This is a genomic window from Pseudomonas urmiensis (assembly GCF_014268815.2).
In the GTDB taxonomy this organism is placed as follows: Bacteria; Pseudomonadota; Gammaproteobacteria; order Pseudomonadales; family Pseudomonadaceae; genus Aquipseudomonas; species Aquipseudomonas urmiensis.
In genome coordinates, this window is the sequence record NZ_JABWRE020000001.1 from 2,892,748 (window position 1) to 2,903,827 (window position 11,080).

20 protein-coding genes are annotated in these 11,080 nt (G+C 60.7%); 17 read left to right on the top strand and 3 right to left on the bottom strand.

What is annotated here, in order from left to right; genetic code table 11:
• The first annotated feature begins 39 nt into the window (after positions 1–39).
• The 7 genes from HU737_RS13005 to HU737_RS13035 all read left to right on the top strand — a co-directional run bounded on the left by HU737_RS13005 (position 40) and on the right by HU737_RS13035 (position 4,022).
• The gene (locus tag HU737_RS13005) at positions 40–1,164 is read left to right on the top strand and encodes a hypothetical protein (protein WP_186554958.1); all 1,125 of its coding nucleotides are present in this window, start codon (positions 40–42) and stop codon (positions 1,162–1,164) included.
• Between the two features lie 9 nt (positions 1,165–1,173).
• Positions 1,174–1,935, top strand: a complete 762-nt coding sequence (locus HU737_RS13010; RefSeq protein WP_186554959.1) for an ERF family protein — start codon at positions 1,174–1,176, stop codon at positions 1,933–1,935.
• Positions 1,919–2,536 carry a lambda exonuclease family protein gene (locus HU737_RS13015; protein ID WP_186554960.1) on the top strand — a complete coding sequence of 206 codons (618 nt, stop codon included), beginning with the start codon at positions 1,919–1,921 and terminating at the stop codon, positions 2,534–2,536. The genes HU737_RS13010 and HU737_RS13015 overlap by 17 nt, the downstream gene beginning before the upstream one ends.
• A gap of 7 nt (positions 2,537–2,543) precedes the next feature.
• Positions 2,544–3,050: a hypothetical protein gene (locus tag HU737_RS13020; protein ID WP_186554961.1), complete on the top strand. Its 507-nt coding sequence runs from the start codon at positions 2,544–2,546 to the stop codon at positions 3,048–3,050.
• Positions 3,051–3,052: 2 nt separating this feature from the next.
• Positions 3,053–3,241, top strand: coding sequence for a hypothetical protein (locus tag HU737_RS13025; protein WP_061302629.1), 189 nt, complete (start codon positions 3,053–3,055; stop codon positions 3,239–3,241).
• Between the two features lie 81 nt (positions 3,242–3,322).
• Positions 3,323–3,688, top strand: coding sequence for a DUF7740 domain-containing protein (locus tag HU737_RS13030; protein WP_100414038.1), 366 nt, complete (start codon positions 3,323–3,325; stop codon positions 3,686–3,688).
• Positions 3,663–4,022, top strand: coding sequence for a hypothetical protein (locus HU737_RS13035; protein WP_186554962.1), 360 nt, complete (start codon positions 3,663–3,665; stop codon positions 4,020–4,022). Before HU737_RS13030 ends, HU737_RS13035 begins: the two co-directional genes overlap by 26 nt.
• Before the next feature lie 121 nt (positions 4,023–4,143).
• Here the strand turns inward: HU737_RS13035 and HU737_RS13040 are convergent, their stop codons facing one another.
• A complete protein-coding gene (locus HU737_RS13040) occupies positions 4,144–4,785 on the bottom strand; it encodes a hypothetical protein (RefSeq protein ID WP_186554963.1) in 642 nt (213 codons plus the stop codon).
• Between the two features lie 43 nt (positions 4,786–4,828).
• Between HU737_RS13040 and HU737_RS13045 the strand changes: the two genes are divergently transcribed.
• Genes HU737_RS13045 through HU737_RS13055 form a run of 3 tightly spaced genes read left to right on the top strand, consistent with a single transcriptional unit; the run spans position 4,829 to position 7,296 of the window.
• Positions 4,829–6,283 carry a DNA cytosine methyltransferase gene (locus HU737_RS13045; RefSeq protein ID WP_186554964.1) on the top strand — a complete coding sequence of 485 codons (1,455 nt, stop codon included), beginning with the start codon at positions 4,829–4,831 and terminating at the stop codon, positions 6,281–6,283.
• A 9-nt stretch (positions 6,284–6,292) separates the two neighbouring features.
• The gene (locus HU737_RS13050; RefSeq protein WP_186554965.1) at positions 6,293–7,039 is read left to right on the top strand and encodes a Lar family restriction alleviation protein; all 747 of its coding nucleotides are present in this window, start codon (positions 6,293–6,295) and stop codon (positions 7,037–7,039) included.
• Positions 7,036–7,296, top strand: coding sequence for a hypothetical protein (locus tag HU737_RS13055; protein WP_186554966.1), 261 nt, complete (start codon positions 7,036–7,038; stop codon positions 7,294–7,296). The genes HU737_RS13050 and HU737_RS13055 overlap by 4 nt, the downstream gene beginning before the upstream one ends.
• 12 nt (positions 7,297–7,308) lie before the next feature.
• Here HU737_RS13055 and HU737_RS13060 read toward each other — a convergent pair whose 3' ends face one another.
• Positions 7,309–7,608: a hypothetical protein gene (locus HU737_RS13060; protein ID WP_186554967.1), complete on the bottom strand. Its 300-nt coding sequence runs from the start codon at positions 7,606–7,608 to the stop codon at positions 7,309–7,311.
• 553 nt (positions 7,609–8,161) lie between these two features.
• Between HU737_RS13060 and HU737_RS13065 the strand changes: the two genes are divergently transcribed.
• The 7 genes from HU737_RS13065 (at position 8,162) to queD (ending at position 10,442) form a co-directional block, all read left to right on the top strand.
• Positions 8,162–8,413, top strand: a complete 252-nt coding sequence (locus HU737_RS13065) for a hypothetical protein (protein ID WP_186554968.1) — start codon at positions 8,162–8,164, stop codon at positions 8,411–8,413.
• Complete coding sequence (locus HU737_RS13070) at positions 8,410–8,745, top strand: hypothetical protein (RefSeq protein ID WP_186554969.1); 336 nt, start codon at positions 8,410–8,412, stop codon at positions 8,743–8,745. The genes HU737_RS13065 and HU737_RS13070 overlap by 4 nt, the downstream gene beginning before the upstream one ends.
• Before the next feature lie 72 nt (positions 8,746–8,817).
• Entirely contained in the window at positions 8,818–9,057 is a 240-nt protein-coding gene (locus tag HU737_RS13075; protein WP_186554970.1) for a hypothetical protein, read from the top strand.
• A 306-nt stretch (positions 9,058–9,363) separates the two neighbouring features.
• Positions 9,364–9,573, top strand: a complete 210-nt coding sequence (locus HU737_RS13080; RefSeq protein ID WP_186554971.1) for a hypothetical protein — start codon at positions 9,364–9,366, stop codon at positions 9,571–9,573.
• A gap of 35 nt (positions 9,574–9,608) precedes the next feature.
• Positions 9,609–9,785, top strand: coding sequence for a hypothetical protein (locus HU737_RS13085; RefSeq protein ID WP_186554972.1), 177 nt, complete (start codon positions 9,609–9,611; stop codon positions 9,783–9,785).
• Between the two features lie 24 nt (positions 9,786–9,809).
• A complete protein-coding gene (locus tag HU737_RS13090) occupies positions 9,810–10,022 on the top strand; it encodes a helix-turn-helix transcriptional regulator (RefSeq protein WP_054572450.1) in 213 nt (70 codons plus the stop codon).
• Positions 10,023–10,085: 63 nt separating this feature from the next.
• Positions 10,086–10,442, top strand: coding sequence for a 6-carboxytetrahydropterin synthase QueD (gene queD / locus HU737_RS13095; RefSeq protein ID WP_186554973.1), 357 nt, complete (start codon positions 10,086–10,088; stop codon positions 10,440–10,442).
• Between the two features lies 1 nt (position 10,443).
• On the opposite strand, the gene HU737_RS13100 is transcribed toward queD, so the two are convergent.
• Positions 10,444–10,929: a DUF1289 domain-containing protein gene (locus tag HU737_RS13100; protein WP_186554974.1), complete on the bottom strand. Its 486-nt coding sequence runs from the start codon at positions 10,927–10,929 to the stop codon at positions 10,444–10,446.
• Positions 10,930–11,080 lie beyond the last annotated feature (151 nt).

Genomic DNA, 11,080 nt, shown 5'->3' on the forward strand with positions numbered 1-11,080 from the left:
TCCAACTGACGGCGCCGGCCTGGCGCGAGGTGTTCACCAATGTCCGCAGAAAAGAAACTGATCGCGATCGAAGAGATCAGCGAAGAGAACGCCCCGGCCATCTACGTGGCCGGTGGCCTTCAGCAATTCATCGACCTGGTGAAGGGTGAAGTACTGGGCGAAGTGCCCGACCTGAAAACCCGCAAGGGACGCGAGCGAATCGCCAGCCTGGCCGCCAAGGTCAGCAAGTCGAAGACCGCGGTCGAGAAACCGGGCCGCGACTACCTGCGCCGCCTCAAGGAAATGCCGAAGGTGGTCGAGGCTGAGCTGCGCGAGTTCGTGACCAAGATGGACGCACTGCGGGACGAAACGCGCCGCCCGCTCACCGAGTGGGAAGCAGCCGAGGACGCCCGCATCGATCGCCACAACGACGCGATCGACCACATGAAGAGATTGGCAGCCGAGCTTGGCACCTTGGATGCAGTGCAACTGCAGGCGCGCATCACTGAGCTGTCCGCATTCCAGCTGGGCGAAGCCTGGGAGGAATTCGAAGCAGAGGCCGCCCAAACCAAAGAGGCGTCGATGAATGCTCTGCAGGCTGCCCTGGCCGCCCGCCAGAAGTACGACGCCGAGCAGGCCGAGCTTGCCCGCTTGCGCCGCGAGGCAGAAGAGCGCGCCGAGCAGGACCGGATTCGAGCGGCACAAGAGGCCGCTGTCGAGGCCGAGCGCCAGCGCGTGGCCCAGCAGCAGCAAGCAGAACGCGAAGCGGCAGCCCGCCGCGAGCAGGAACTGCTTGACCAGGCCGCTGCGCAAGAGCGCGAAGCCGAGAACCAGCGCCTCCAGCTCAAGCTGCAGGCGGAGCAAGCCGAACGTGCCCGGGTCCAGGCTGAAGCCGACCGCGTTGCCGCCGAGCAGCGGATGGAGCAGGAGCGTCAGGCGGCCGCCCGCCGGCAAGAGGAAGCAGCCGAGCTGGCACGCCAGGACGAGCGCCGCCGCGCCGATGCAGCAGCTGCCGAGATCCTCCGGCAGCAAGAGGCCCGCGAGGCCGACAAGGCGCACCGGGCCAGCATCAATCGCGCCGCCCTGGAGGCCTTCGTGGCCGGCGGCATGACCGAAGAATGCGCCAAGCAGGCGATCACCCTGATCGCTCAGCGCAAGATCCCGAACATCGCCATTTCCTACTGAGGCCTTCCCATGAGCAGCACCATCATTGTGCCGGAGCCGCGCCGCCAGATGGCCGCGCCAGCCCAGGCAGACAGCAGCATCCTGGCCGTAATCAGCCGGGCCGCCACGGACCCAACCTGTGACATCGACAAGCTTGAGCGCCTGATGGCGATGCACGAGCGAATGCAGGCCCGTGATGCCGAGGCCGAGTTCAACGCGGCCATGGCTGCCATGCAGAGCGACATACCGAGCATTGCCGAGCGCGGTGCCATCGTTGTGAACGGCCAGAAGCGCAGCGACTACGCCACCTTCGAGGACATCAACGATGTCATCAAGCCGATCATGCAGGCCCACGGCTTCGCGATCACCTTCAAGGTCGAGAACACCCCCGGCGGCTTGAGCGTCACCGGCATCCTGATGCACAGGGCCGGGCACCGCGAGAGCACCACCATGCTGCTCCCGCTCGACACCAGCGGCAGCAAGAACGCTGTCCAGGCGGTCGGTTCGTCCACCAGCTACGGAAAGCGCTACGTCATGAGCGCCCTGCTCAACCTGACGACCAGGGGCGAGGACGACGACGGCCACGCCGCCGTGCCAACCGCCAACGTCACCAGCGTGCAGGCGGCCGGCATCACCGCCCTGCTCGACCGCTGCACACAGAAGACCCGCGACTGGTTCACCAGCGAGTACGGAACAGCCGAATGCGTGCCGAAGGGTCGCCACGACCTGCTGGTTGCGCAGCTGAACAAGGCCATCAAGGCCGCGGAGGCCGCAAATGCAGATAATAAGTGACGTCGAGCAAGGCACTCAGGCCTGGCTTGACCTGCGCCTGGGCATCATCACCTGCAGCGAACTGGACTGCCTACTGGTGAACGGCAAAGGTGAGGCCGGTTTCGGTGCCGGCGCCTTCACCTACATGAACACCCTGATCGGCGAGCGCATCACCGGCGAAGCGGCCGACCCGTTCACCGGTAACCGCCACACCGAGCGCGGGCACGAACTGGAAGGTACTGCCCGAGGCCTGTATTGCGACCGCGAGGACGTCCAGACCCACCAGGTGGGGATCATCCTGAATCACGGCATTGGCTACTCGCCAGACGCCCTGGTCGGCGACAAGGGCCTCACCGAGATCAAGACCAAACTGCCGAAGCTGCAGGTCGATGTGATCCTGGGCGGCGAGATACCGAAAGAGCATGTCGCTCAGTGCCAGGGTGGCCTGTGGGTGTCCGAGCGCGAGTGGATCGACTTCATCTGCTACTGGCCGGGCATGCCGCTGTTCGTGAAGCGTGCCTATCGGGACGAGGCGATGATCCGCAAGCTGTCGGAGCGCGTGAAAACCTTCTACGAAATCCTCGACGAGCGCATGAATCGTGTGCTCGGAATCGCAGCATGAGGTGAGCATGAACCAATCAATCGACCTGGAGGCCGCCAAAGCTGCCTTCTTCGCATCTGGCGGCCAGTTGATCGTGCTGGAGGGCTTCACCTACCGGCCACTTCCGCAGCGCAAGCACCCTGAGCCCGCACCTAAAAAGCGCCGGGGGCCGCCCCCAGTGCAGCACGGTGCCCGTCAGGAAAAGGCTCAGGCCCGCGCCGACATGGTGGCGAAGATGGCAGAGACCATGACCTGCCGAGAAGCGGCTCAGGAACTCAAAGTATCCCAGTCCTCGCTATGGGATATGGCCAAGCGCCACGGCTTCGCGTTTGTCTCGGGCACCCGCGGCAGACACATCGAAAAGCCAGACGTCGAGGCCCGTGACGCCAAGCTGGCCGATCGAATCCGGGCGCTCAGGGATGCAGGCCTATCGCGCAATAGCGCAACTCTGAAGCTTGAGATCGGCCACACGACGATGAGTCGGGTCATCAAGAAGTTCGGTATCGACTTCCCGATCAGAAAACGCAGGGCGTAGCCATGACAGCAATCACCACCCCCGACCTCCTCCTGCGCCGAAAGGAGCTGGAGCAGCACCTGCAGCTGCTGTTCAACCGCAGCTGCCAATGGGGCCGCGCCGAACGTGTGCGAGGCGCCGCCACCATCGAGAACCTGACCCAGCAACTGGTCGAGGTCACCGAGCAGATCGAAACGGCGCGCGCCGCATGAGGCGGATCAACCACCTGGTCCGCCAGCGCCGGCGGCAAGAACAGTTCCACCTGCCGCCCAGCGGCCTCACGGAGCACAGACATGCAGAAAGCACCTTCTGGAGTTGTAACCCTGCCGGGCTGGCTCAGGTCTCCAGTCAAGAAGCTGTACAACACACGCAGCGGCGGCCAGTACCGGCCTGATGATGTGGCCCTGGCCTTCGCGCTGAGCCTTCGGGTGCACGACAGCGCCGATCACCTGCGCAGGCTGGCCCGGCGCCTGGTCGACAAGGTCTGCCTGGAGCACCAGCCGAACATGAAGCGCCTGGCCCGTGAGCCGGACGACGCCAAGGTGTTCGACGCAGCGCTCAAGATCATCAACCGGGTGTGCGACCTGCTGGAGTACGCACCGGGCACCCGCTTTGTGCGCAATGGAGGCGATGATGGCTCTGACGCAGCAGCAGCGTGACGAGAAGCGCCGCGCCAAGGCCGAGCGCCTGCAGGAAGAAGACCTGCGCTTGAAGGTTCGACCAGGGACTAAACAGGCCCTGCTGGAACTGATGGAGTGGTCCGGGATCGAGGAACAGGGCGAGGCGATGACGCTCATGATTCATCGCCTGCATGAGCTGACCCGGGATGAAGCGGTGAAGCTACTCAAACCTCCGCGCCACACAGTTGAATTGAGCCCTTCTGTGGCGCGAAAGCTAGATCGATTCCGCATCAGTAGAGAGCTTCGTACGCCAGATCTAATGCTGGGCGACGACCCAGACGACACCGGTCTGCTGCTGCTCGCCAACGTCTGACCTGCGCTGCCCGCCAGCGCCTTCCCCTATTCAACGATAACGCCTCCCCGGCGAGGGCGGCGCATGCATGGAGACTGCCATGAGCGATAATAGAGCGCCCCGCTGTCATACTTGAACCACCTTACCGGCCACGGGAGTCCGAGATCACCCTAATACCTAGAAACTTCCTGTTTATACCAAGGTCAGTCTTTATATCATCCCAAGCGCTCTCAAGCTCGGCCCGGAGAAGCTCCTTAAGTTCGACCATCGAACGGAAAACCTGCTTGTTATCCTCACCCTTTTTCAACCCATTTATATCATTCATTATACTTCTAATTTTATTCAGAATAGCTGCCGACGTTTTATCATCGCGACTCATCAACAGAGCAATCTTATTCTCAAGAATGATCGCCAGCTTCATACTTTCAACATACGCCTCGCCCCCTTTATAACCGTCAACTTGCTTCAAGTTATTAGCGAGAACAGACATTGTCTGCAGGAGCTCAGATGCAGCCCCCCTCAACTCATTCATCCAGTGATGTCGAAGCGTACTGACGTTGGCTTGAATTTGGTTACGCTGAACCCCTAGAGTGAATCGAGCAACCATGATAGCAACGATTAGACCTGCAATGCCGGTTACAATAGCTGCATAATCAACGCCCGTATCAACATCCAAATATAAAGGCGTGGTCTTCGTACCAACAGCCTGCTCGCTTGCATTATTAGTTGTCACGCCCTCAGCTACAAGTTTAAGTCCACTGAGGTCCAACTCTATTTTGCTCATATTTAGTTCTCGACTTCCTTGCCCAAAACCTAGAGAGTATCAAATGGCCACTACCTACGGAAGCGTCTGCAGCGGCATTGAAGCTGCGACCGTAGCCTGGCACCCGCTGGGCTGGCGTGCCGAGTGGTACGCCGAGATCGAGCCATTCCCCTGCGCGGTTCTGGCTCACCACTACCCCGATACGCCGAACCACGGCGACATGACCCGTCTGGCAGCCATGACGCTGTCCGGCAAGATTCCGGCGCCCGAGGCCCTGGTCGGAGGCACGCCCTGCCAGGCCTTCAGCGTGGCAGGCATGCGTGAAGGCCTCGCCGATCCCCGCGGTGCCCTCACCATCAAATACGTGGAGCTGCTCGATGCAATTGACCATGTTCGAACAAAGCGCGGCGAGCCCGAGGCCACCTGTCTCTGGGAAAACGTCCCAGGGGTCCTCTCCGACAAAGGCAACGCGTTTGGCTGCTTCCTCGGCGCCCTGGTGGGCGAATCCGAAGAACTCCAACCGCCAGGGGGCAAATGGAAGGACGCTGGTTGTGTGTATGGACCCACGCGAACAGCCGCATGGAGGGTTCTGGATGCCCAATATTTCGGCCTGGCCCAACGACGCCGCCGTGTGTTCGTTGTCGCAAGTGCTCGAGCAGGGTTCGATCCCCTCGAAATACTTTTTGAGCGCGAAGGCGTGCGCCGGGATACTCCGCCGTGCCGAGGCCAGGGGCAAGACGCTGCCGGAACAATTACAGCAAGCACTGGAGGCGTCGACGAAAACGACGCTGCAGATGGACGCCTGACGGTGTTCGGCGGAAACAACACCGCCGGCCCAATTGATGTAGCGCCCGCCCGCAACGCATGCGCCAGCGCGAGCGGAAGACTGGACTTCGAGAGCGAGGCCTTCATCGTAAGCGGCACGCTTCAGGCCAATGGCAAGGCAGCGGGAAGCGCAACTCAACAGGACGCCGAGAGCGGCATGCTGGTTGTGCATGGCACGCAAGACCCCTGCACTCTCGCTGATCAGGCATTCGCCCTGGGTCGCAACAGCGGCCAGGAAAATGCCGTCTTGGCGTTCAGTTGCAAGGACCACGGCGCCGACGCCGGCGGGATCGCTCCCACGCTTCGCGCCATGGGTCACGGCGCCAGCCACCCGAACGCAGGCGGACAGATCGCGATTTGCCTCCCTCACGCAATCCAGGCCGGAGCCCTGCGCGAGAATCCAGCCAGCGGCCCGGATGGCGTAGGCGTGCAGTTGGATCATGCCTACACGCTCGAGGCGAGAGCAGAGGTCCAGGCGGTTCACTCTGGCGCGCAGGTCCGCCGACTCACCCCGCGCGAATGCGAGCGCCTTCAGGGCTTCCCCGACGACTACACCGTGATCCCTTATCGTGGTCGCGTCCGAGGCCTGTGCCCTGACGGCCCGCGATACAAGGCGATCGGCAACAGCAAGGCCGTCCCAGTCGTGCGATGGATCGGCCAGCGCATCCAACAACAACTTGAACGTCTCGCTTGAGGTTTCCCCATGCCCACGGAAAACCGATCCAGCAACACCGAGATGGCCGCGAAGCTGAGTCCGTGCCCGTTCTGCGGCCAGCAAGACGCCTTCGTCGAGCAACTCGATAGCGATGCCTCTGTCGTCATCTGCCAGGGCCGAATTGACGAGCACTCAGCCTGCCTTGCTCGCGGGCCAGTCGGAGTTCAGCAGCACGAATGCGAAGACCAGCCAGGCCATGACCAGGCAGTGAAAGAGTGGAATAAGCGCGCAGCAGCTGCGCCCCACCCCGACCCTATAGCCTGGATGGTTGGTACTGCCATCTGGTGGACCAAAGAAGAGGCAGAGAGGGATGCGGCGGCTACTGAGTTGCCGATTGTTGGGCTGGGGCCCATGACCGATACCGGCGAGGTTGAGCGACTTGTAGCTGCCAACACGGAGTACGCCCGCCGGCATCTGGAGCAACAGGGTGAGGCTGAGCAACTGCGTATCGAGATGGCCCAATGCGCAACCATGGCCGCCATGGTCTACGCCCGCGAGTGGGCAGAGCACGTCGGCAGCGGCCCAATTTCGAGCAAGGTTGAAGCGGCCATCACTCAGCTGCACAACGACATCCATGAAGCCAACGAGAAACTGGTCGAGCGGGATGCGCTGCTGCGTGAGATAGCCGACCATTGCAATGGGTGCGTCATGCCTACTGAACAGTTGCTACGCGACTGGGGATCGAGCATAGACGCCGCCCTGTCCGCCAGCGCAGAGCCGCAGGTGAAGTCGTGAAGACGCACTTCGCTCCATTCACCGACCTGGAAGACCTTGAGCAGGCACCTTGCGGAACCTGGCTAGGGGAGTCCTCCGAGCTGTCAGGCGACTGGGCCATGGTCGATTGCCTGCTCTGCAAGAAGCGCCGAGAAAGGATCATCGCTGCCGCCGCTGATGAAGAGCGCTTCATCGTCGAGCAGATGGGCGACTTGGCGGCCTTCATGCGCGCGATAGACTCCGCCCAGCAAGAGAACATCTGTACTCCTAAGCTGTAACCCCTCTCCCCTCTATTTCGAAGCGGCGAGCAAGTCAGCGGCAGGGGCACCTTCAGCAGCAACGCGGCGGGCACGGCCCACGCCCCAGGCCAATGCCCTGGTCATCGACTCGCCGGGACGGGAGTCGAACGCCTCTTCATGGAGCGCAGCGCCAGCAGCCGCATAGACGCCGATGAACATCTGCGTAGTGCCTGTGCGCGACAATCTGACCTGTACATCAACCATAGTGCCGTCGTCGAGAATTTCGTCATGAGTACGATGGTGAAGCGTTGGGTCGGCCCAGTCCCAATATGCCGGTCCTCGAATTCTCATAATTCCTCCGCTCCAGCTGTTCTGCTTCAGGTCGTGAAAGACAACATAGCGAACCTAACCATAGAGACAACTAAAACGACCGAAACTGAGAGTTAGTTCCGACAATTGGCTAAAAACTGTACATAATTACGATTTTGTATAATTTTTTCGCCGAAGTTCCTAAACGTCATCCCGGATATTCACGGCAAAATCTATCCACTCTTGAAACGCTTTACGCTGAGCTTCGAGATTCTCCTCCCAGCAAATTTTACCCCCGTGGCTGTAGGCCACTCGATTCATTAATGAAGCAGTCGATTTATCGAGCTCCTTCAGCAATTGATAAGCACGATATCTCTGGTCGGCGTTCACCATCTTGTTTTCTCTCGCGGCGCTCGCAGCCCACTCTGTGTTGAGCAGGGCTTGCTGGTCGTCTGCTATCTAGACCCCTCAGTAACCAATTTTATTCCCAGCACACGCTGAAATCAGCAGCGTAAGGAGAAGTCATGCCTGAAGAAATCAAGCTAATCCAACGTGTAGCCGTCGTACGAGGCAAAGACAGCAATGCGGCGCAGCCATGACCCGCCTCGCCCTCTGCCTCCTGCTGCTGGCCACCAGCGCCAGCGCAACCGAGAACGTCATCGACGTGCAGCACGACAGCCAGCGCGGCGTCACCTGCTACCTGCTCAATGGGGTCGGCATCAGCTGCATCCCCGACAGCCAGATGCAGGCCGGCAACCAGCGCCAGCTCTCCCCGCACGAAACCCAACCCGAACCTACACCCGCTCTGGCGCCTGGGCGCTGGATTGATGAGAGGTATGAGCTGTGACTGAATTAGAAGAGCTTTTGCTGGCCGCGAAGGCCGCCGGGCTTGAAGTTGAGCCTTGCACATGCAGCGATCCTAAGTGGCCGCTGCGCATCAAGGGCCAGTCGGGCACCCGGGCTCATTGGAATCCCAACATCAACGACGGCGACGCATTCAAGCTGGCGATTGACTTGGGCATGCAGGTCAACGTTGAAGGATCTGGTGAGGATGAGGCCGTCTGGGCTGACGACACCATGATCTGGGTGAACAGCGAGTACGCCCAGGGCGACCGCCGGAAGGCTGCGCGGTCCGCAATCGTCAGCGTCGCGGCCCAACGCGGAGAAAAGATGCCATGACCTGCACCTGCCCATCCGGCGACGGCTCACTGCGCTGGCCGTGCCCGGTTCATCCGCCTAAGGACGCATCAAATGGCTGATTTCAACGATACGCAGCGCTTGGATTTCATGCTTTCCCAAGGCCGAGAACTGGTTCTGGAGGGCATGGGCACCAACGGTCGCGGCACCTTCTGGTACTCCCTCTACGTACAAGAAGGTCGATGGGGAAGCCAGGAATACGAGCGCATCCACCTCGAAGGGCCAAGCGACTTCGATGCCAGCCCTGAACAGAAACGCCAAGCAATCGACTTGGCAATGGAGGCCCGGCGATGACCCTGCCCCTGATGTACATGGCCTACCTGATCTACCGAGGTCCACGGTGATTATCCGCGAGGCGCTGTGCATTCTGGGCTGGCACTCGTGGTCGCACCAATACGATAACGGCCTTGATCGTGCGCGACGACAAAATCGGCCCGGGCAACTCACCTTCTGCTATGTGCCGAACTGGAAAAAGGTGTGCTCTTGCTGCGGCATCACCAAAGACATTGATGATCGAGCACCCAGCTTGATTGAAGTAGATCCAGCCTAACCCTTCCCCTACTACTCAAGCCCGCCGACATGCGCGGGCGAGGATTCCCCATGGCCATTTTCATCTGCTCATGCACGAAGCTCAGCAAATGCCAGTCGCTTGGCGATCAAGTGCGCGTGGTCGCCATGCGCCGCGCCAATGGCTGGCAAACGATCCGTGATGATCTGGCGCGCCTGGCTGAAGAGTGGTTTGGACGCGAGCCGGCAAAGATCATAAGCGAGATGCGCGCTGTATGCGACGAAGTATTCCGCACCAACTGACCAACCTGCCGCCACCGGCGGCGTGGAGACCATCCATGAACCTAATCGACTGCTACGTCACGAAGATCCTCGGCGAGCCGTACCGCAAGTTCGGCCACTGGTGGGTTGAGGCCGAGTACGAATCTGAAGGCCGCCCCGGCAAAACCCAGCTCATGTTCCGCACCGAGGAAGCCGCCCGGGCGGCGAAGGTCGGGCACCACTTCTTGGCCTGACCCCTCTATATAAAGGAGACACCCATGCGACCCGCAGAGAACATCGACCGCTTCCTGCGCCTCGACGAGGTGCTGCACGTGACCGGGATCGGCCGGAACACCGTCTATCGCAGAATCCGTGAAGGCACATTCCCAAAACAGGTTAAGATAGGACCCAATTCGGTCGCCTGGCGCCAGTCGGACATCACTCAGTGGATGACCTCTTTCGACCCCAGCGACGACCAATCAGTACATTGAGCAGTACATTGAAACACCAATTCCCGCTCAAGCCCTTATCCCACCAGCTATACAGGTCCACCAGTGGAAATCTTCAAGGAATTCACATTCGAATCGGCCCACCGCCTGCCCAACGTCGCGCCAGGCCACAAGTGCGGTCGCCTGCATGGCCACTCGTTCAAGGTCGCCCTGCACCTGACCGGCCCGCTTGACCCGCACACTGGCTGGATCCGCGATTTCTCCGAGATCAAGGCGATCTTCAAGCCGATCTACGAGCAGCTGGACCACAATTACCTGAACGACATCCCTGGCCTGGAAAACCCGACCAGTGAAGTCATCGCCAAGTGGATCTGGGAACAGGTCAAGCCGCTGCTGCCTGAGCTGTCGAAAGTACGCATCCACGAAACCTGCACCAGCGGCTGCGAATACACCGGCGACTGAGTCAGGCCTGCCCGGCGCCCAATTCCAGGGCGTCGCGCAAAAAACGCGGGGCGATGTAGCGCTCGTAGTGCGCCTCGGACAGCAGGAAGAACTCGCGGTCGATGGCATCGCGCAGCTGCGGCAGCTCCCAGTCGCGAAACTCCGGCATCAAGGCCATGCCGTAGGCTTCCAGGTCGCGGATCATTCGCGCGCCGCGGGCGATCAACTGATACGCCCAGCAGTATTCGGACTGATGGGCGACGAAGCGAATCGAGCGCTGCTCCAATTGCTGGCGCAGGCAGTCTTTGTCGAACACCTCAAGCTTGGCCATCATCACCTGCACCAGCAATTGCTCCAGGCGCAGCCAGACCGCGCGCTTTTGCTCGTCGCTGTAGCCGTTCCAGTGGATCACTTCGTGGTGAAAACGCTTGCAGCCGCGGCACACCAGGTCGCCGTAGACGGTAGAGCACAAGCCCACGCAAGGGGTTTTGATGGATTGATTGGACATGAAAAAACAACGGCTTGGCGGTGGAACACGGCTCCATGTTAGCCCTTTGTCTAACCAGGGTCACCCGTTAAAGTCATAAGTGCCGCCTTACTTTCGTTCGCTTTTTGCCGTAGAATCACTCCGCCTTTTCAAGGCAACAATGTCCGTTGGA

Coding starts and splice junctions, on each gene's coding strand:
- HU737_RS13050 (WP_186554965.1), top strand. CDS start 6,293: ATGCCCACGGAAAACCGATCCAGCAACACCGAGATGGCCGCGAAGCTG.
- HU737_RS13065 (WP_186554968.1), top strand. CDS start 8,162: ATGACCCGCCTCGCCCTCTGCCTCCTGCTGCTGGCCACCAGCGCCAGC.
- HU737_RS13005 (WP_186554958.1), top strand. CDS start 40: ATGTCCGCAGAAAAGAAACTGATCGCGATCGAAGAGATCAGCGAAGAG.
- HU737_RS13040 (WP_186554963.1), bottom strand. CDS start 4,785: ATGAGCAAAATAGAGTTGGACCTCAGTGGACTTAAACTTGTAGCTGAG.
- HU737_RS13030 (WP_100414038.1), top strand. CDS start 3,323: ATGCAGAAAGCACCTTCTGGAGTTGTAACCCTGCCGGGCTGGCTCAGG.
- HU737_RS13090 (WP_054572450.1), top strand. CDS start 9,810: ATGCGACCCGCAGAGAACATCGACCGCTTCCTGCGCCTCGACGAGGTG.
- HU737_RS13100 (WP_186554974.1), bottom strand. CDS start 10,929: ATGTCCAATCAATCCATCAAAACCCCTTGCGTGGGCTTGTGCTCTACC.
- HU737_RS13085 (WP_186554972.1), top strand. CDS start 9,609: ATGAACCTAATCGACTGCTACGTCACGAAGATCCTCGGCGAGCCGTAC.
- HU737_RS13080 (WP_186554971.1), top strand. CDS start 9,364: ATGGCCATTTTCATCTGCTCATGCACGAAGCTCAGCAAATGCCAGTCG.
- HU737_RS13075 (WP_186554970.1), top strand. CDS start 8,818: ATGGCTGATTTCAACGATACGCAGCGCTTGGATTTCATGCTTTCCCAA.
- HU737_RS13060 (WP_186554967.1), bottom strand. CDS start 7,608: ATGAGAATTCGAGGACCGGCATATTGGGACTGGGCCGACCCAACGCTT.
- HU737_RS13035 (WP_186554962.1), top strand. CDS start 3,663: ATGGCTCTGACGCAGCAGCAGCGTGACGAGAAGCGCCGCGCCAAGGCC.
- HU737_RS13045 (WP_186554964.1), top strand. CDS start 4,829: ATGGCCACTACCTACGGAAGCGTCTGCAGCGGCATTGAAGCTGCGACC.
- HU737_RS13025 (WP_061302629.1), top strand. CDS start 3,053: ATGACAGCAATCACCACCCCCGACCTCCTCCTGCGCCGAAAGGAGCTG.
- HU737_RS13010 (WP_186554959.1), top strand. CDS start 1,174: ATGAGCAGCACCATCATTGTGCCGGAGCCGCGCCGCCAGATGGCCGCG.
- HU737_RS13015 (WP_186554960.1), top strand. CDS start 1,919: ATGCAGATAATAAGTGACGTCGAGCAAGGCACTCAGGCCTGGCTTGAC.
- HU737_RS13020 (WP_186554961.1), top strand. CDS start 2,544: ATGAACCAATCAATCGACCTGGAGGCCGCCAAAGCTGCCTTCTTCGCA.